Raw genomic sequence first — 19538 nt, forward strand, 5'->3', positions numbered from 1 at the left:
AATTTATTATTTAATAATACTTAAATTACACTATATCTGATTTTTGATTTTCTTTAAGTGTATTTACAATTGAGTTAATTGTTGTCCAATCGATTGCTTGGTTCTGTTCAACACGAATCCCTGTTTCTTTTGATAAAATCCCCGCTAATTCTACTAAGGAGATAGACTCGAATCCAATTTCATCAATTAAATCCGTTCCAAGAGATAGGCTATCAGACACATCAAATTGTTCCTTCAAAATCTTGTAAATTTTTTCTTCCATCATACAAAACCTCCATTATTATATTTTTTATTTTCACTGTCTTAGACAGAAATAAATATTATTCAACAATTGCAACTGCTCTTACCCAAGCAGCACCCAATCCTTTTAATTTCACTGGAAAGCAACAAACTTTAAAACCATAATCTGTAGGTATTTTATCTAGATTAGATAGCCTTTCAATTTGACAGTACTCCTTTTCTCTTCCATAGAAATGGGCTGGCCACAAACAATTTTGGTTCTTTGTTTTGTAGAATTCATTGACCATCATCATAAAAGGTCTGTCCAAAGAATAACAATCAGTTCCTATCACTTTTATACCATTTTCTACTAAATACTTAGTTGCTTTTCTTGACAATCCAGGTGCTTCAAAAAAATAATTGGGCTTGCCCCACTTTTTATCAGTACCTGTTTTTAATAAAACAATGTCATTTTTCTCAAGAGTGTAATTGATTCTTTTAAGTTCTTTTTTTAGATCTTCACTGGTTATTTCTTCCCCAGCGCCTTTAGTACTGAAATTCAGTAGCACTCCATTTCCATAACACCATTCAAGTGGTACTTGATCAATAGTTTTAGGCTCTTTTCCTTCACACGATGTGCCGTAATGGGAAGGTGCATCTAAATGAGTCCCTGTATGAACAGATAGGGATATTGTTTGTTCATTTATAAATTCTCCATTGGGAAAGCTATCTTTAGTTATTCTCTCTTTTCCAGACACATAATTATATACAGCTTTTACTTTATCTCTTAAATTTTTTTTGCCCATAAAAATTATCTTTCTTCCAAATTTTGAACCACCCGAATGGGGGCGTGTCTTAATCTTAATAGGCATTGGTTCAGATAAATTATCTTCAACACTAAAACTCAAATCAATTAATTGCATCTCTTCTACCTCCCGTAGTTGTTATTTCCAAAATAGCCTGGTATAAATCTTTTTGTATGCGATTACAATTATTTTTGATATATAAACTTAAATCTGTAAAATCTCTATGAATAAAGCCAAAATACATTTGACGTACTAAAGATATTTGCTTGATCATGTTATTAGCTGTTTCAAAATCCTTAATGCAAATATAGTAAACTCCCCAATAAAATAGCACTATAATTCTTACATCTTTTGGTTTACTAAGTGAGTCTGCTTTACTCAAAAGCTTAAAAACGATGCCTTGTTCATCATGAACAATAGCTAACTCAGCGAAATTAATATAATGATTATAATTTGAAGCATTCTTCTCTATCAATTCCCGGAAATAACAATATGCAAATTTTCCCCCTTTAGTTTCACAAATAAAGTAGCCATACCTTTTTAATAACCAGCTATTATTAGAATCTTTTTCAATGCCTTTTTTGTAATATATTTCTGCTTCAGAATATCTTTTTAACTTTTGAAGAAAATAGGCGTAATGACTGATATACCAATTATTCTCAGGCTCAAGCTTCATCGCAACTTTATAGTAATAATCTGCCATATCAAACTTCCCTATTCTTCCTAATAAATAGGCGTAATAGCCAATTTCAGTATTGTAGGTATCATCAATTTTTAGAATTTTTTCGTAGAATTCAATTGCTTCAGCATGATAATCTAATTTTCCTAAACAAATACAATTATTTAGAAGCATTTCTGTATCTTCAGGATTTTTTAACAATATAGTCTCAGCTATCTTTTTACTTTTTTCATACCTCAAATCTTTTCTGAGACAAATTGCGTATTCTTTAAGAAAGTCTAGATTTAGATTTGTACATGATACTTTACTAAATAAACTATCATAAATTAGCAATGCATTTCCAAAATCTTTATTCACATATTCTTGATGAGCCCTTAAGAACTCTTTATCATAAGCTTTCATATAACCTCACCTACATTGTGTATTTTTTACAAATCACAAAATTTGAAACTTTCTTTTCAATCTCACAATTTCATCAATTGCTTTCGGATATCCACCAGATTCAATAAATGAATCATTTATTTTTTTTATATTACAAATATACTTAGGATTACTAGAAACTGATTCAATTGAAGCTGCTAGTAACTCAGCCGTAAGCTCATTTTTATCTAACGAAATCGCTGCACCTAATTCAGAAACCCTTTTTGCTATATAATTTTGATCAGCCCCAATGGGAATGGCAACAAAAGGAACCTTGTGATGTAATAAGTCGCTAGTACTGTTCATTCCTCCATTTGTAATAGCGACACTAGCATATTTTAGTATCTCAGACTGAGGAACATAGTTACTGATAATAAAATTATTAGGTACATTAAATTTGGAAGCATCTAAATTATATGCAGTCATGACAACCACCCCATCATAATTAGCAAACGTTTCAAAAAATATCTCATAAAGTTTATTACTAGTATTATTAAAAACAGTTCCTAGAGAAATATAAACTACTTTTTTATCTCGCAATTTTTTATAAGGAAATTCTATGTTTTCTTTTCTATCATAAATTGGAGCTCCAATGAAAACAAAACTATCATCATAATTATCTAGTTTATTAGAAACAAAATACTTAGACGTATATACAATATTCAAAGCTCCCTTATTAAAAAATAAATCTAGCATCGGTGGCATTTTCACACCATAAAGTGCATCAAGTTTTTTATATAAATTTCGATAAGTATTTATAGCCCTATGATTTTCAATTACTTTTTTATTACTATTGAGCATAAAGACATCTGGTTTAGCAAATACTGCAAACGATGACACAGAAGGAATTTTTAGTATTTGAGAAATCACATTACCAAAAGGAAACATTGAACCATAAATAATATAATCAAATTTTACCCCTTTAATTTCATTTAATATATACCGAATAATATCCTCTGAATGAAGAACCTCATCAATTCGATTAAGTAAATCATCAATAATAGAATTACTTGGAACCTTATTTTTTGGTACAAAAAAATTGGATTTTTCACCATAGCTTTTAAATATAGCACCTACTTTTTCAATTTTCCCCTTAAAATCATTCGAACTAAAATAAACAACCTCTTCACCCATTTTTACCAATTCATCTACTAATCCTAAAGTTGGATTAATATGACCGTGAGAAGGGATATTCAAAAAAAGAACTTTTGCCATACAGTTCACACCCTTTCTAAAGCTTAATTTCTGTTTTACCTGCTACACTTTCACTTTATAGTACTATAACTTATATTGATATCGGTAACAATACTATACTTCGTGATCTTTGTCAAATAGAAAATTACGATAGACAAAAAGATATGAAATTTATCTAATTATTTGATTATACAATACGTCTTTTATTATCAAGATATTTCTAGTTTCTAATTTGTTAAAAATGAAGATTCACAAAAAAATATAAGCCGCAAATCCTTTTATAAAGATTTACCGCTTATATTTACACTCCGATAGTTTTTGTTAGTCCATTAAACCATTCTCATTTTCATCAAAAGCTTGTAAAGCTGCTTCCAAAGGGTCAATAATTGTTAATCCTACAGCAGGTAAACCTACCAAAACAGCACTTTTAACTTCATCTCTGCTCGCTCCCAATTTTTTAGCCGATTGAACGTGATACACTAGTCCTCCCATTACTTTAGTTGCAGATAAAACAGCAATGTACGCAAGTTCGTGCGTTTTTTTATCCAAAGCACTTGATTTTTCTTGTTCTAATACCATATTTATAAAAGCTTTTCCAAGTTCATCTGTTTCTTCCATAAAGCATTTAAATCCAGTATATTCAGTAGACATATCGATATCATCCTTTCCAATTTTCATTCCTCTTAGTATAGTTCAAATAACTTTTTTTAAATCAAATAATTTCTCCCCTCCTTCATTTTTGCTCCCATAGAATCCACCTCCATAAGCTTTATGTTCTAATCACTAAATATGACAGGAAATTAATACTCTCCATTGGTTCATATTGTGTTAGCCACCAATTATTAATACCTGGTTAAATTAATATTTCTATCAGTGATTCTTTTCATTTGCTATCAAACAGAGTGATTCTCACCACTAGAATTACTGGAATACAATTCTAGTGTTGCTAATTCCTTACGTAGTTTCATAGCTATGAAAACGGTAATAACAGCTGAAATAACATCAGCAATTGGTTGTGCGTAAATAATCCCATTTGTTCCGAAAATGAATGGAAGAATCAAGATAATTGGTATGAAGCAAATTCCTTGTCTACAAATCCCTAATAAAAAGCCTTCCTTTACCTTACCCGTTGCCAAAAGAAGTGAGGAATACACCGTGTAGAAGCCAAATACCATAAATGATAATCCATTTGCTCTCAACGCAATTTTTCCTATGTGAAGCATTTCAGCATTTCCTGTGCTAAACAAAGAAATGATTGCGGTAGAAAATACAACCATACTTAGACCAAATATGATACAGAATGTACTTGACCAAGTAATAGATGTCTTAATTGCCTCTTGCAAACGATCATATTTTTTTGCCCCATAGTTATAACCTGCTACTGTCTGAAAACCTTTTATAAATCCAAACACCATTAAGCTTCCTAAAGAAATAACTCTTGTTACTGCACCCATTCCAGCAACTACAGAGCTTCCATAGTCCTTTGATTGTATATTGACTAAAGCAATGGAAAGACTTGTTAAAAATTGAAAAGCTAATGTGGAAAAACCAATTTTAAATATTGGAGCAAGGACTTCCTTATCGAAGCTAAAGTTTGATAATTTAAAATTAAAGACACTTTTTTTTGATAACATATTAAGGATTAATACAACTGCTGCCAAGCCTTGAGCAATGACTGTAGCATAGGCGGCTCCGACAATTCCCATTTTGAACGTATAAATACAAACAGGATTAAGAACAAAATTCAAAACAGCCGTCACAGAGTTTACTATTAACACTAATTTGGCCTGACCTTCACTTGAATTTAAACTGTTCATTGTCACAATAAAGATGTTAAGGATTAAAGATGGTACATACACTCTGGCATATTTCAAAGCAAACTGAATATTGTCATCTGTTCCTCCTAACATTCTAAGAATACTTTCAAGATTTAAAAAGATGAGAACAGTCGCTATCACACCAACTAACAAGCTTCCATATAATGCGGTTGAAGCCACTCTGTTCGCTTTATTTATGTCTTTTGCTCCCAATAGCCTTGGTATATAGGCACCTGATCCATTTCCAAATAACAAGCCTAAAGCAACTACTACTTGCCCAATAGGTGCACATATTAGAATAGCAGATAATTGATTTACACCTAGCTTTCCAATAAAATAAGCATCACCAATATTGTCTAAAGCAGTAAATAACATGCCTAACATAATAGGAACTCCTAGTTTAAATAACAAGGGGTTGATGGGATCAGTTCCCATACTCATTTGACGATTTTTTTCTTTCATGGTCAGTCTCCTCCGTTGATTTTTAGTTTGCTTCATGATACTATAAATTATAGTAGTGTCCTGAGATAAACCATACTACTATAATTTATAGTATATGTCAAACCGGAATTTTACGAGGAGGTTAATAAAGTGAACATAGTATAAACAAAATAATATTTTCTTTTAATTTGGATTTTAAATTTTATACGGAATAAATTAACTTCCAAACTCGATTTTTTGATCAATTTATAGCTCTCTTTTCAATAAAACACATTTACTTTGTATGATATGAAATTTTATTTATTCACTTTTCATATATATAATGATTATTAACAACCTTTCTCGCGTACTCTTTGCTGATATAAGCTCACATTCACTAAATATCGCAGTTTTGATAATTTAATTTGTTATTTATTAGCATAAATTTATCATGTATAATAACTACACTAACTGCTTTCAAAGCACTCAAGTATAATGTGATTGATAAAATCACCGCTAGTATTACTCACATGTAATCAATCGGGTAATCAAGTATAAGTATTTGATACAACAGAAGCTAGATGAACTGAATTGAGAATTACCTGTTTTTATATCACAGATCAAAGGCAAAATAAAATTAGTTGTTATGGCAACATTATCATGCTATTCTACAATTACTTAATGAATACTTTGTGCAACTAAAGATATATTTTAAAAGTATGAGCAAAGAAAGGAATGAAAAAAAGTATATTTAATTAATTGAATATACAAAATAATATGACAACAATAGATTTAATTGTATTAGGAATGGTAAAACAAGAACCACTAAGTGCATACGATATTCAAAAACTAGTGGAATATCGCAATATCTCAAAATGGGTAAAGATTAGTACACCATCAATATATAAAAAAGTTATTAAACTAGAAGAAAAAGGTTTTATTAAGGGGACTATAGTTAAAGAAGGAAAGATGCCAGAAAAAGCAATTTACTCTTTAACAGATTTAGGAGAAATTGAGTTTGAAAAATTAATGCTTAATATTTCTTCAAAGCCTATCAGTATCTTTCTAGACTTTAATGCTGTAATCGTAAATTTAAATGGTCTTTCACTGGAAAATCAAAAAGCTTGCTTAGATAATATAGAAAATAATGTTCAAATCTTAAAGTCTTATATTGAAGAAAACATTGATTCAAAAAAAAATCTACCTGAAATACCTGAAACTGGTAAAGTGGTTCTTCAACAACAATTTTCATTAGCAAAAGCAATTGAAGGTTGGTTAATCTCAATCAAAGATTATTTCAAACTTAATAATGATACATCAAAAAAATAAATTACTTACAAATTTTACTTTGAAAAGTAACTAAATAGAAAATATCCATAACTGTGAGCATTTTTGATCAAAATCAAAATGCCCACAGTTATTTTTTGTTTTTAAAATAGAATTAGGCATATACTAGGTTTAGTTAATAATCATCCAATTCTCATACTTCTGTAACACCAAATTAAATTGAGATAGTTCTATCATTTTCGTTTGCTGATCTAGATATTTCACAGAAACATGTACAACCACTTGATCCTCTTTTTTTGTGTAAATTGGATCAAGTAACTCAACAAATGTATACTCCTTATTAATTGGTTTTAAGGCATTCTCACTCACATAATAAGATAACTCCTTCTCATTAGCCTTAGGATAAAGCTTAAAAAATGTCTCTAAAAAAGAGTTGATTTCTTCTGTTGTTTTCGCATCAACCGTTCCATCGTTTTCTAGTCTCTTAGGTTCGTAAGAGGCTTTCGCTGGTTTACTACTAATCGTTGGATTCTTCGTAATCACCATGTTATTCGCTTTATCAACATAAATAGTTAATGTATAAACTGAATCAACGGTTTGCTTTTTCTCTTTTTCAGAGATTAATTGCTTAACAGAAAATAGAACCTCAAAATTAGTATCATCAATCTGCTGAATGTCCCAAAATTGGATAGCTTCTACCTTAGAATTCGTTGGAATGTCTGTCCTTACAACATCAGAATTTAACACTTGTAGCTCTTCTGTTAGATACATTTCTAAGTTCTTTTTTCGTTTATCTAAAGCAGTTTGGTTGTGTTCCCACGAGTAAAATTCTTGAATAAAATTTTCTGTGAAACTTTTGACTTTGCTGGTGTCAATCACGCGCTGTTCAACGATTTCTTTCTCATGAACCGTATGTTTATCAATGGCTGTAAAATTCTTATAGACACCAAAACAAATACTAATAATCAAAAGACTCCATAATAGTGTGACTGATTTTTTGTGTGTCCCCACTTTTACAGTAGGGACTTTTTTTTGCTTTGGCTTTTTTGCTTTTCTTTCTATTTTAATTTTCATTGTATGTTTTCCTTTCTCTATTTATTGATGATTCTTCCTGCACCAATGAGGTGTTGTTGCCAATAGGAAGACGTTAAATCATCATAACCAATCGGATCCCCAGCATTATACATTTGGGTTGGTGAGACAACGATGCCAACATGCGTCACATAATCAGATGTAGCATAGGTAGAATGAAAGAAGACTAAATCTCCAGCTTTAGCTTCTGATAGTGGAATATGCTGAGTTGCATCATATTGAGCTTGGGCAATTCGAGGCAGCACAATGCCTGCCTTTCCATAACACCATTTTGTTAACCCACTACAATCAAAACTTGTTTCTGGACGATCACCGCCAAAGACATAAGGAAACCCTTGATATTTTAGCGCTTCATCCATAATGGCTTGAACGGTTTTATCATCAAATTTTGTTACTCCAGCTGTTAGATATTGCGAAACCAATTTGACGTAAAATTGATTGCCATAGTTATAACGCCAACCACCATTAATTGGAATCGCGATTGGATTGGGATAGTTCACTTTAACCCCACCAGACTTTTCTTTTGAAAAACTTTCTGCCAATTCATACGAATATTTCTTGCCTTTTGACGAGACATAATCAAGAAATCCTCCCCCATAGTTGTAGGATTGAATTGTGGCATTGATATCCTCAATTCCTTTCGCTTTAGCTGAGCTTAAAAGCTCCGAAAAATACTTACAGCCCTGTTTAATCGAAGCCTCTGTCGATAATGTATTCGGTGCTAGCCCAAGCGATTCACTGCTTTGCATCACATCTTGACCTTTCCCACCTGATTCTACTTGCAAAACGGCTAAGATATACGAAACATACTCAGAAATGCCATATTCTTTACAGTATTTTTCGACCGTCTGCTTATGTGCCAATACGTCTGACGAAACATTTAACCCTGCAAGAGAAGCTACACTGTTGCTACTTTCTTCCTCATCAGAAAAGAAGAGCGTGACACAAAATAATACACCAAAAAGAACAGTAAAAAGGCTCATCACACCTATGACAAGCTTTAATTTTAATAGTCTCATGATTAACGCCTTCTCCTGTTGTTTATTTTTTTAGGCTTGACTAACACTCGTTTCTTGTTTAATTGAGTCGGCGGTTTTAGAAATTTTGTCGGTATAGGTTGATTATTACGTTTAATCTGAGTCGTTGCTCTTGCAGAGACACTTGGTTGAATCGGATTATTTTCTGATTTAGACGGTACATTAGGACGTTGGTGTTCCGGTCGTTTTAGTTTCATTTCTCTAGTTGGTATGGTTGAAGCAGTTGATTTCCGAGCGTTCTTCGTTTTATCCAGCTCTAAACGTTTTTGTGCAATTGTTTCTCTATGTTGTCGTTGTTGAGCCAAACGCTCTTGATGATTTAGCTTAGGGGTCGTTTTAGCGGTCATTGCGAACTGCTTCATCGCTTCTTTGGTTCCCTCTTTCTTTTGATGAAAAGCGTACCTTGTTTGAGTCGGAATCCCCTTCACTTGTTCCTTCATCAGCCCTGCTTTGTCTGTGAGTCTTTGTTTCGTATCTAAAACATTCCCTGTAGTCTGTCCTAATTTCTTAGCTAACGTTGACTGGCTATCAGTTGATCTACTAAAACTTTGATTTTGTCGTTTAGAAGCCTGTTCCGAATTAGGAGTATTCTTTTTCGGTACCTTCGTTTTTGGACTTTTAGAAGTAGCTGCCGTTGCAAGTCCTGCAAGTGCCATTGAGCGTCCTAACTTTCGTTGTAAATTCCGAGTTTGGCGATGAATCATCATACGTGGTTTACGCATAATTTGCTTACCAACACCTTGGGAATCACTGCTTTGAAGTGAGAACATACTCATCAAATCACCTAATTTAAAATAGATTCCAGCAAACGTCACAATCTGCAAGAAAGCGGTCATAAAGAACGGTTGACTAGCAGATAAGGAATACAGCATCGTTGAGATACTAAACGCAACCGTAATAATCAAGGTAATCCCTGCGCGCGTCATTATGACATTAAACAGCTTCATTATTGCTTTTTTACTTGTCCCATTAAAGCTAGGAATCATACTTAATAAAAAGCTAATCGGCAAAAACATCGCATAGATAATAAAGAGCACTTGAGAAAAAATCATGATACCCGTCAGTAAAAAAACAAAAATAGAAATCCCTATATTAAAGAGAAACAAGAAAAAAACCATTCCTAAACGATTAATGGTTTTGGTAATGGTTAACTGATTATTTTTTTGTTCTTCTATCTCAGCTTTTACAATCTTCTCGCGATCTTTCCCATCATTTAAGTCTGGACTAGTTGAGACTAGCTTCTTGATTCGCGCTTCTCCAATCTCCTCTCGATTAGAATTATCATATTGAAGTAGTAACCAAGGCTGCTCGACTTGAATAGAAAATAAACTATCACGAATTAAATCGACACTGTCTTTTCCTTTTGAATCGGAGTGAGGTAAAATAATTTTCGTGCCCACATCCAAGCTTGCTTTACTGATATCAGAGGAAAATTCATTGATTTTTTTGATATAGTCAGGGGCGTACGCAATAAAAGAAGCAGATAAAATAAAGACTAGTAAAAAATTAATCACCGCTTGTATCGCTTTGCTGGTCTCACGCTTCAATAAACCAGTATAAGCAACATAAATCCCTAGCGCTAACACCAAAATTAATAGGAAGCCCACATAAAAACCAGAGCTTGAGAAGCCATGCTTTGTAATGCCTGCAATGGTTTGAATATTTTTCCCAATGGCATCGGCTGTTTGAGAAATAAAATCTAGTTTATAGGCTTCTTGAATGAGGTAACCTGTCGCATTAGAAAGATACAGAGAGATTGTCCAAATAAAATTAGAAATCGCATATAAGCCATACATGACTTGCTTGCCTATCCCATCCCCCCAATTCCAAGGGAGCCAGCCCCAAGAATTATCTATATAAAAATCAAGTTGGTAATTATCTAAGGCATACATGGAATAGATATTTTTGGCATCCACTGTATCATCTACTAAACCAGCTGCTTGAACAATCGTTCCCAGTATAAGCAAGCTTATTACAATGAAAATAGTGCTCAACGCTATGATAAGCAAGATTCTTTTCAAAATTGATCGTTTCTTTTTCATTCTTCCACCTCTGTTCTGATGGGTGGTCTTGTATCAAAGGCATGAAGTAATTCCTCAAAGATAGGATGAAATTGCATGACACCTACTCGTCCATACAAATCAGAAATTAAACACTGCCCATTTTCTAAGTCGCGTAATCTCTTTTGATTGCCCTCGTCCTCTTTATCAACACCAAAAAATTCCAAGGTCTTTTTGATTTCATTAATATCCGTTGAACGAAATGCAAATTTCAAGCCAAGATTATTTTTCAATTTTTCATCTAGTAAATCATCTGCATTTTGCGTCACAAAATAGACCCCTGCATTCATCGCTCTTCCAGCCCGGACTAGCTTCATCGAAAGAGTCTTTCCTTGAGCCACTTGTAAAAATGACCAAGCCTCATCTAAGTCAACGATTTTAAAAATAGAGCGATCAGAGTGAATAAAGTCTAAAGCAAAAGTACTAATGACAATCAGCATTGCAACACTTAACAGTTCCATTGTCGTGTATTCTTCAAAACCAGTTTCAGCATCAGGTAGCACTAAATCTGCCACCTGAATAATGTTCAATTGCTTATCTAAACTAATGGATTGCTCAACAGTTCCATCACTAAATAATAAGTGAGCAAAATCATAATCCGTAAATGATTCAATATGATCGGCAATGTGATTACTTATGGTGGTGTTTTCATTCCGCAGCTCATCCAAAACAAGCAATAGACCACGCGTTTTACTTTTGGTAACACGCCGAATCGCTTTTCGTAAGACAGGAAATTTTTCACCATCACGACTAGAAATCCCTGTTAAAAAGGTCAGAATATCAATCGCTAGGCTTTCACTGTCTTTAGGACGTTTTAAAATAACATAAGGATCAAGTAGCCCCTTATTGGCAGCCTCACTTGTTAGATTCACAATATTAATTTCATGAGCTATATCAGGTAAGGTTTCTTTCCAATTACTCCGTTCCTCTTTCGGATCAACAATCACTGCTTGACCGCCAAAAAGGACAGCATAGTAGACAAGTAGGTTATTACTAAAGGATTTTCCGCCACCTAAACTCCCAATAAAAGCCGAAGCCAATGCATTGGTAACCGATCCTTTAACTCCTTGACTCGCTAAACTTGGTTTAAGATAGACATTCCGTCCAGTGTCCAAATTGTAGCCGACATAAATCCCGTCACTTTCACCCAACATTTGCGTGGCACCAAAGCCTAATCCAGCAAGAAAATCAGAGGTCACATACTGTACATAATCATTGATATACCGTTTTGAAGCAGGAATAAATTCGTTATGCAACCCAAGCATATCGCCAAAGGGACGAACCAGTTTAATACTCAAATCATCGTAAAAATCCTTGACCTCATTACAGCGACGCTTTAATTCCTCTAAGCTGTTGGCAGAAACGCGAACAACATAGCTTAATTTATACATTGATTCCTTGCTCTGATCTAAGTTGCTTTCTAATTCGTTGACAGAATCCAATGCATCCACTACATTTGAGCTCGTTTCATTGTCACTTTCCCACGCATGGCTATCTAAATCTTTCAGCTCCTTTTTCTTATTGCGAACGGTAGAAAGAGCTTTTTTATTCGCTACGATTTCTACATTCATTGAGGTGTCAATCGGAAAAGTAAACTGTTGTTGCTGGTAGTAAAAAATTTCACTACTTGGAAAATCTAATTCCCCTACAATTGAGTTAATCGTAAAGTAAGCTACATAAGTCGTCTGATCTTCATTTTCGATTTTGAGATAGCGCTGATTTTCTTCAATTAAACAGCGAGTCGGCTTTAAAATATCATAGCGTTTGACTAAGGTTTCTTTATTCCTTCTCTTAGTTGGCAAATGATACTCATACTCTTCATAGGGTGTCCCTGTTTGACCATAAAGATGTTCAATGATGTAACCAAAATCATTCTTATCTAATTGACGAATTTTAAACCGCCTAGATATCTTAGTCTCTAACAGATTTTCCATTCTTGAGAATCGTTCAATTTCCTCATTGCTCATCGCAACAAAATCACCCATTAATTTATGGCTCACATCATAGAAAAAATCCTTTAGTCCTATCATAATTTCTTGACTGATGTTTTTAACCGTTAGTTCTTGTTCGTTCAGTAATAATTTAAAGCCAATAAAAAAGCGATAGTCTACTTGATTGTCTCCAATCATGTCTACTAACGCGTCTGTCTGTTCATTTATTTTTTGATAAGCCACTTCTTTTAATTTTCCTGTGACTTCTTTTTTTGAGCGCTCCTGAGTGGCTCGAATACTTGTTTCTGTACTTAACTGTAACGCATGTATTTTGCCATCTCTATTTTGAGCAATCAACTGTCGAAAGCTATCATGCACCTGAAACTTTTCCTCTGGACTTAGAAAACTGTAATTATAGGGAATTAATTCATAATACGCAAAGCTTTCGCCATCTTGATTGAATACTAAATTATTTTCAATATATTTAATCGGATACGCCATAATATTCACTCCTAACAATGGTAAGGGCTACGTTCAATTTCTGTTTTTTTAGCTTGACAGGTTTAAAAGTGTACGTTAATTTAGGTCGAAGCAAATAGGAAATAATTGACTTTAAAAATCCATAGGGTTTCTTTCCATCAAAGGTCTTTTGACTCATAAACCAAGTGAACGCAACAGGAATACCGAGATATTTTAAGAAGGCGCCATTAATGAATGATAGTGGGGGTATTTGGCTAAACATCATGACAAATAAAACTGAGAGTACAAACCATGTCATTTGAGTAAATGTAATGGGAAACGGTAATTGTAAATCGTTAATGGCATAGATCACTTTTTCTACTGACCAGATACTTGTGTAGCTTTTTATTTTTTTCATCTAATTATGTCCTTTCTTTATAAGAAAAGGGAGCATCTTATATAGATACTCCCAAAGGGATAATAAAGTTTTAATCAAATTGGTATACCGGTAAAACATTCGTTTCAACATTGTTTTTACATACAATTGCAACACTAAATTTGGCTCTAGTAATTGCAACATAAAATTTGCACTTTATTTCGAAACTATTTATCGGTATATCTTTTAATATCCAATCTAACATTTTTTTAGTCGGATAAATAATTATCCTATCATAAGTCCCTCCTTTTGATTCACCAAAATTTTTTACTTCAAAACCAGAACAAACTTTTTTTGTTCTTCTATCATACCTTAATTGTAATGGTTTGTATTTCTCAATGTACTTTCCAATATCTTTTTCTTTTATAAAGAAGATACCGTCATGTTCTGTTGTTTCTGTTTGTAGTGATTCACATTGAGGTAGTTCTGGAAATAGTTGATTTGCAAAATCACATATGTTTTGATTATTGCGCCAACTGTCTTTAAGAGTATTTGTGTCTATTGAACACTCTGCTTTTTTACATTCGTTTAAAATAAAATCTTGTATTTTCCCCTCAGTATATTTTTTATTCTTACTAGAAAAATGAGTATGATATGTTACTTGTCTAGGATCACCTGCCATTTTTATAGTTGAATTAGTGGTTAAAAGTAGCTTAATAAAGTCTAAATCATATCCTGCCATATCCTGTATTTCATCGATGAAAATATTCTTAAATAGTTCTGAGATACGTTCTACAATATAGCCATTACTTTTTTCATTGCACTTAACTACAAATTTTGAAAGTTTGTCAGAATATATCTTATAATCATTCGTAAAGTAATGATTATCTACATCTTCTTCTGAAAAATATACTGGAAATCGTCCTTTATATTTTAAACCTGACTTCTCATTCACAAGTAGCAATCCAGTTATTCTTTTATTAGTCAATTTGCCTTGATAAGGTTTTGCCCCATGTTCAATTAAAAAAGAGAACCATGTCTGAATTGTAACATTAAGAGGAATTACACCATTATTTAGTTTTATAAATTTTTTACGAATTTCTTTCTCGTTTTCTTCTGTAAAAGTAGTGATGAGTACCGTTCCATCACATGCAAGAGCTTGTTTTACCAAATGAGTGGTTTTTCCTGCACCAGCAGAAGCAATTAATAATTCATTTTTCATTTAACTGCCCTCTGAATATACTCTGGATAATTAATGTTTGAACCATAAGAAAAGATTTTAAATGCACAATCTGTTTTATTTGCTTTCATATAAGTGTACAAACCATCTTCAGAATGTGTTGTTCCGAATATTTCATTAAAAATTTTTAAAGTGTTTGCTTTTAACAAAAGTGGTTCTAGGGTATTATAGTTAAATGGCTTAGGATTCTTTTTACCTATCTTTAATGTTCCATTGTATTCATTAGTATCATAACAAATCTCTATATTGTCCTTCTTATTAGAACCTAAATAATCTGCATATTTCCCTTCTAATGCCGAAACATCACCATCATTATCAGTTACAACTCGAACAGGTATTTTTAAATTCTGAGCAATTTCTAAAAAGCGTAAAAATGAGGTTCCTACGGATATAACCTCTACATTATCCTCAATCGGTAACTTTCCACCATGTGTATCCATATACGCTCTCTGTATCACCAATTCATCAGAGTCTCCTTCAACAAGTATTGCTTTATCACATAGAATTAAACGTAAAGTGTCATATCCCGCCACTTTCTCAAAAAAAACTTTCGATTCGATGTCATCAAATCGAATAGTTTCTTGTTGGTTAAGAAGTATTAAATTATCTAATCCAAGCTTATTTGCCACAAAGCTGCTATGTGTGGACATAATTATTTGCTTATCGCCATAATTTGACTTTATACTTTCAAGTAATTGATTTAAACGAGCATGACTGATATGACACTCTGGTTCTTCAATCAAAATAACTGATGAAACCTCCGCTCGCTTGTTAGACAATGCTAAATCCGTTTTTATGATCGCTTGTTCACCTTTACCAATATATTCAAAAGGAATGTTATTTAGTTGTGTGATAAGACTTCCATCCCAAGTAGAACGAGATCCTAAATCAACCGTTAATTCAATTTCTTTTTTACTTAATTTTGAAATACCAGTTATTTTTGTGTTAATATCAGAAATTGCAGGGTCTTTAGAGAATGTTTCTTTTACCTTACGAAAAGCTTGAGCAACTTTAGTTTTTTCATCAGTTTCTAGTATGTTCTGAACAATTCTAGATATATACATATCAGAGCCATTTTGAAATTTACTAAATCCAACATCAATAAACGATGATTTTATTGGAATACTTCTTGCTGTTAAAGCTTTTCTAGAAAACGCATACCATTCAACATCATAGTATTCTATTGGTAAACTTGCTACCTCACCAACATTTAACAAAGATTCATACTCTTCGTTATATTTTTCATCTAAAGCAATTTTCAAAGCAATACCATTTGTTCTACCTATTTTGCTCTTGTCAGTAAATTTATCACCCTCGAGTATTGGAAAGGAACCATCACTTAAATATAATTCAATAAGGATATACGGTGCTTCTGGTATATTACCACGATTCACATCTTGTAAATACTCGTTTACAACTTCATTATTAAATAAGTATTGTGTTAAATTTCCTTTTATTGTTCTTCCTCTAAAGATACCACTCAAAGCCATATGAATAGCTTCTAATATTGTAGATTTTCCAGCTTCATTATTACCAACAAGAATATTGATTCCTTTTTTTAAATCTAATTCGAAGCTTCCTTGAATGCATTTAAAATTTTCAATTTTTATCTTTTCTATCATGTATCTATCCCCTTTATAAAGTAGTTATAATTACATTATCCTACAATTAAACCGTTTTCACAAGGTTGCTCAGTATTAACTATTCCAAATATTCAAACACCCCATGTGATGTTACTAAAAAATTACCTTCAATTTCCATATCTCTTCCTAACGCTCCATAATCAATATAATGCTGTAAGTGATCTGGCATCTCACCTAAACTCCCTGTTTCCTCAATGTAATATCGCGCTACATCCTCCATCGAATCACAATCCGAATAACAAATAATATCATCCACATGCTCCAATAATTCTTCCAAACTATTAAACCAATATCCTTGAATTTCGGATAATTCATCATAAATTGGTGTTCCTTCTATTTCTTCTATCATTTCGCAAAGTCGATTGACATCTTCAAGTGGTGTATATTCATCAATTTCAAACGGCAACTCATAATCATGAATCGCATACTCTTCATATTCTTCGTTTAAACCAATTCGTTCTTTTACTTCATCAAAATCAATAGGTGGCGTAAACCATTCACCAACTAGTTCTCCTTCGTTATATTTACCTAAATTAGCAATATACACTTGCATTTCCATCTGAATTTTCTCCTTTCTTTATAGAAATCAAAAATTATTACTAGAATTTTTCACTGTATACTCTAAAAAATCTCAATTTCCAAAATTATCGTTCTTAATGTTTTTTTAATATTTGCTAATTGACTAGGCAGTCTATTTTTTTAGAGTTCTCTAGTTAAAGCTAATATCAGTTCAAAAAACAAATTTATGATATAATGTATTAAAATAGTAGTTGTGCCATATGGCCATGGTTACCCGTCTTATTACTAGTTTTAATCGTCACTACATTCCTGACAACAAAATCAAAACATATGAATCTAGGAGGAATGATAAACATGAATAAAATTATTAATGTTGTTGCAATACTAGACTTCTTTATCAACTTGGCGGTTTTTGTTGGTTCGAATCCAGCCCTTGTCAGTAAGGTAAGCAATTTGGTAACGCGCATGGCAGAGCTACTATTTAATAATCTTTTATTCATATCCAACTGCACAACCTCCTAAATCATTATTCCAATACCAAACACAAATAAATACATATAACTGAAATTTCTACAAAAATTGTATATCTATTATGCCCCAATAATCTTATTAAAAATGTTCAGTAATACATCTTTCACTCCGCCTGCATTAAACACTAAACCTACTGCAATTAAAGCAATAACTAGAAATCCAATCAGCTTAGAAAATTCTCGTTTAAAGCCCAAATAAATACCAATAACCACAATCGCCATTAACACCAGTGATTGAGCATTGGATAAAAACCAATTATACAAATTTTGTCCAAAGTTCATTAGAATTGCTTCCCCCTCTCTTCTAAATAATTGTAACGATTCGCAAAATAGCGTTGAACACGTTTCAACAAATTAATAGGTGCCAGTCGTTCGCCATAAATTGTTATTTTATTATGATAGTGAGGATAAAACGTCTGCTTATAAAAATCATACTGATAGTAAATTGACTGTGGCTTCTTAAACCCTTCAATAATGAGAGTTGTGTATTTGCCTGTATCTAACAAATACAATTGGTTCTCTATACCACAGAAAAAACCAAATTGCTTTAGCTCCACGGTTAGACGACTCATAAAATCACATCCTCTACGGGTGTCACTTGCTGTTCTAACAATTTTTCATGACGCTCGCTTAACTGCGCTTCGCGAATCATCTCATCAATCACATCTGTCCCATTTCGTTCATCAATTTTCTTAGCAACCTTCAAGGTTGGGGCGACTTGTCGTCTCAACCAATTTAATGTGCGATCAAAGGAATACAGTTCTGGTTTCGTTGTTAAGCGTAAAGCTCCCCGATCTTTCCCAATAAACCATGCCCATTGCTCATTTGTTTCCCACGATGAACGGCGCTTCGATTCCTCTTTATCGACAAAACGAATATAACGATTGATAATGTCGAAGGCTGTCTTTTCAGCATCGCCATAGGTTAGTAAATCATTGATTGCATGGGTTGCACGCTCATTTTTCAGGCGAATCTCAAAGCGATTTTTGACCTCAGCTTCTTCTAAAGCAATGTCATTTTTCACATACTGCTCATAGTCTTTTTCATAAATACAAAAGTAAACCTCACTTTTAAGAGAACCAATATACAACGTATTGCCCATTCCTTGCTTTTCATCACGATGCACCAATTCTCCTGAACGGTAATTTTTAAACGTACGAAAAACTGAAATACATTCTTCTTGCTTACACTTCTGTGCTAATGTAGGAATGTCTAAGATGCCAACTTTATCATTAATGGCTAAATCTATTCGTTTGAAGACACACTGCTCTTTTAAACACTCTCGAAAGAAGTCAAACCAATTTCGATGCTGTGCCAACAGGAAGCTTTCAAATTGTCGACAGCCTTTTCCCTTAAGCTCTAAAAGAACTCCCTTAGTCTCATCATAGGAAATCATCACTACAATATCACCAAAGCGATAATGCTCTTGATAGCCATAAAAAGCATAGTCCTCATGAAGCATGTAATCACTATCGATACGTAAAATCACTTCAATGATGTGCTGAACATTTGTCGTTGGAAACCGAATCCTAACATAGTCAAATAACAGCTCTAATGGATTATCTGGATCAAACCGCTCTAATGCATTGAACAGTGCTTCTTTTAATTGTGTCGTTGGAATTACTTTGCCATTTTCAATACTGTTTAAATACGATCGACTAATACTGGCTGCTGTTGCCAATTTATTTTGAGATAACCCAAAAGCCATCCGTTTTTCCTTAAGCTCTTGAATCCATGGGGTTGTATCAGTCACTTGCCTTCCTCCAATCAAAAAAGCAGTTGTCCACTTTTACATATCATCAGACAACT

At 33.0% G+C, this 19538-nt stretch carries 19 protein-coding genes; 2 read left to right on the plus strand and 17 right to left on the minus strand.

The window, feature by feature from the left end; all coding sequences use genetic code 11:
* Nucleotides 1-25: 25 nt before the first annotated feature.
* The 6 genes from AC4BBR_RS09480 to AC4BBR_RS09505 form a co-directional block, all read right to left on the minus strand.
* Nucleotides 26-265, minus strand: a complete 240-nt coding sequence (locus tag AC4BBR_RS09480; protein WP_490459332.1) for an acyl carrier protein — start codon at nt 263-265, stop codon at nt 26-28.
* 55 nt (nt 266-320) lie between these two features.
* The gene (locus AC4BBR_RS09485) at nt 321-1142 is read right to left on the minus strand and encodes a cyclase family protein (RefSeq protein WP_490459333.1); all 822 of its coding nucleotides are present in this window, start codon (nt 1140-1142) and stop codon (nt 321-323) included.
* Nucleotides 1129-2106, minus strand: coding sequence for a tetratricopeptide repeat protein (locus AC4BBR_RS09490; RefSeq protein WP_490459334.1), 978 nt, complete (start codon nt 2104-2106; stop codon nt 1129-1131). Before AC4BBR_RS09490 ends, AC4BBR_RS09485 begins: the two co-directional genes overlap by 14 nt.
* A gap of 33 nt (nt 2107-2139) precedes the next feature.
* Complete coding sequence (locus AC4BBR_RS09495) at nt 2140-3339, minus strand: macrolide family glycosyltransferase (RefSeq protein WP_490459335.1); 1200 nt, start codon at nt 3337-3339, stop codon at nt 2140-2142.
* Between the two features lie 300 nt (nt 3340-3639).
* Nucleotides 3640-3996: a carboxymuconolactone decarboxylase family protein gene (locus AC4BBR_RS09500; protein WP_490459336.1), complete on the minus strand. Its 357-nt coding sequence runs from the start codon at nt 3994-3996 to the stop codon at nt 3640-3642.
* A gap of 215 nt (nt 3997-4211) precedes the next feature.
* Nucleotides 4212-5597 (minus strand): MATE family efflux transporter, encoded by a 1386-nt coding sequence (locus AC4BBR_RS09505; RefSeq protein ID WP_490459337.1) that lies wholly within the window; start codon nt 5595-5597, stop codon nt 4212-4214.
* A gap of 735 nt (nt 5598-6332) precedes the next feature.
* Here AC4BBR_RS09505 and AC4BBR_RS09510 point away from each other — a divergent pair.
* Nucleotides 6333-6884, plus strand: a complete 552-nt coding sequence (locus AC4BBR_RS09510) for a PadR family transcriptional regulator (protein ID WP_490459338.1) — start codon at nt 6333-6335, stop codon at nt 6882-6884.
* A 129-nt stretch (nt 6885-7013) separates the two neighbouring features.
* Here AC4BBR_RS09510 and AC4BBR_RS09515 read toward each other — a convergent pair whose 3' ends face one another.
* The 8 genes from AC4BBR_RS09515 to AC4BBR_RS09550 form a co-directional block, all read right to left on the minus strand.
* The gene (locus AC4BBR_RS09515) at nt 7014-7916 is read right to left on the minus strand and encodes a conjugal transfer protein (RefSeq protein WP_490459339.1); all 903 of its coding nucleotides are present in this window, start codon (nt 7914-7916) and stop codon (nt 7014-7016) included.
* 17 nt (nt 7917-7933) lie between these two features.
* Nucleotides 7934-8953, minus strand: a complete 1020-nt coding sequence (locus AC4BBR_RS09520; RefSeq protein ID WP_490459340.1) for a bifunctional lytic transglycosylase/C40 family peptidase — start codon at nt 8951-8953, stop codon at nt 7934-7936.
* Between the two features lie 2 nt (nt 8954-8955).
* Nucleotides 8956-11013: a CD3337/EF1877 family mobilome membrane protein gene (locus AC4BBR_RS09525; protein ID WP_490459341.1), complete on the minus strand. Its 2058-nt coding sequence runs from the start codon at nt 11011-11013 to the stop codon at nt 8956-8958.
* Nucleotides 11010-13463 (minus strand): conjugal transfer ATPase TcpF, encoded by a 2454-nt coding sequence (tcpF, locus tag AC4BBR_RS09530; protein ID WP_490459342.1) that lies wholly within the window; start codon nt 13461-13463, stop codon nt 11010-11012. Before tcpF ends, AC4BBR_RS09525 begins: the two co-directional genes overlap by 4 nt.
* Nucleotides 13447-13839 (minus strand): conjugal transfer protein, encoded by a 393-nt coding sequence (locus tag AC4BBR_RS09535; RefSeq protein WP_490459343.1) that lies wholly within the window; start codon nt 13837-13839, stop codon nt 13447-13449. Before AC4BBR_RS09535 ends, tcpF begins: the two co-directional genes overlap by 17 nt.
* Before the next feature lie 70 nt (nt 13840-13909).
* Nucleotides 13910-15019 carry a UvrD-helicase domain-containing protein gene (locus AC4BBR_RS09540; protein ID WP_490459344.1) on the minus strand — a complete coding sequence of 370 codons (1110 nt, stop codon included), beginning with the start codon at nt 15017-15019 and terminating at the stop codon, nt 13910-13912.
* A complete protein-coding gene (locus tag AC4BBR_RS09545) occupies nt 15016-16659 on the minus strand; it encodes an ATP-dependent nuclease (protein WP_490459345.1) in 1644 nt (547 codons plus the stop codon). The genes AC4BBR_RS09540 and AC4BBR_RS09545 overlap by 4 nt, the downstream gene beginning before the upstream one ends.
* Before the next feature lie 79 nt (nt 16660-16738).
* A complete protein-coding gene (locus tag AC4BBR_RS09550; RefSeq protein WP_490459346.1) occupies nt 16739-17239 on the minus strand; it encodes an antirestriction protein ArdA in 501 nt (166 codons plus the stop codon).
* Nucleotides 17240-17553: 314 nt separating this feature from the next.
* On the opposite strand from AC4BBR_RS09550, the gene AC4BBR_RS09555 reads away from it, so the two are divergent.
* A complete protein-coding gene (locus tag AC4BBR_RS09555) occupies nt 17554-17721 on the plus strand; it encodes a hypothetical protein (protein WP_490459347.1) in 168 nt (55 codons plus the stop codon).
* 68 nt (nt 17722-17789) lie between these two features.
* Here the strand turns inward: AC4BBR_RS09555 and AC4BBR_RS09560 are convergent, their stop codons facing one another.
* Genes AC4BBR_RS09560 through mobT form a run of 3 tightly spaced genes read right to left on the minus strand, consistent with a single transcriptional unit; the run spans nt 17790 to nt 19482 of the window.
* Complete coding sequence (locus tag AC4BBR_RS09560; protein WP_009925525.1) at nt 17790-18011, minus strand: hypothetical protein; 222 nt, start codon at nt 18009-18011, stop codon at nt 17790-17792.
* Nucleotides 18011-18301, minus strand: coding sequence for a hypothetical protein (locus AC4BBR_RS09565; RefSeq protein WP_490459348.1), 291 nt, complete (start codon nt 18299-18301; stop codon nt 18011-18013). The genes AC4BBR_RS09560 and AC4BBR_RS09565 overlap by 1 nt, the downstream gene beginning before the upstream one ends.
* Nucleotides 18298-19482: a MobT family relaxase gene (gene mobT, locus AC4BBR_RS09570; protein WP_490459349.1), complete on the minus strand. Its 1185-nt coding sequence runs from the start codon at nt 19480-19482 to the stop codon at nt 18298-18300. Before mobT ends, AC4BBR_RS09565 begins: the two co-directional genes overlap by 4 nt.
* Nucleotides 19483-19538: the final 56 nt, after the last annotated feature.

The sequence above is a fragment of the Enterococcus sp. AMC1251 genome, from assembly GCF_058216535.1.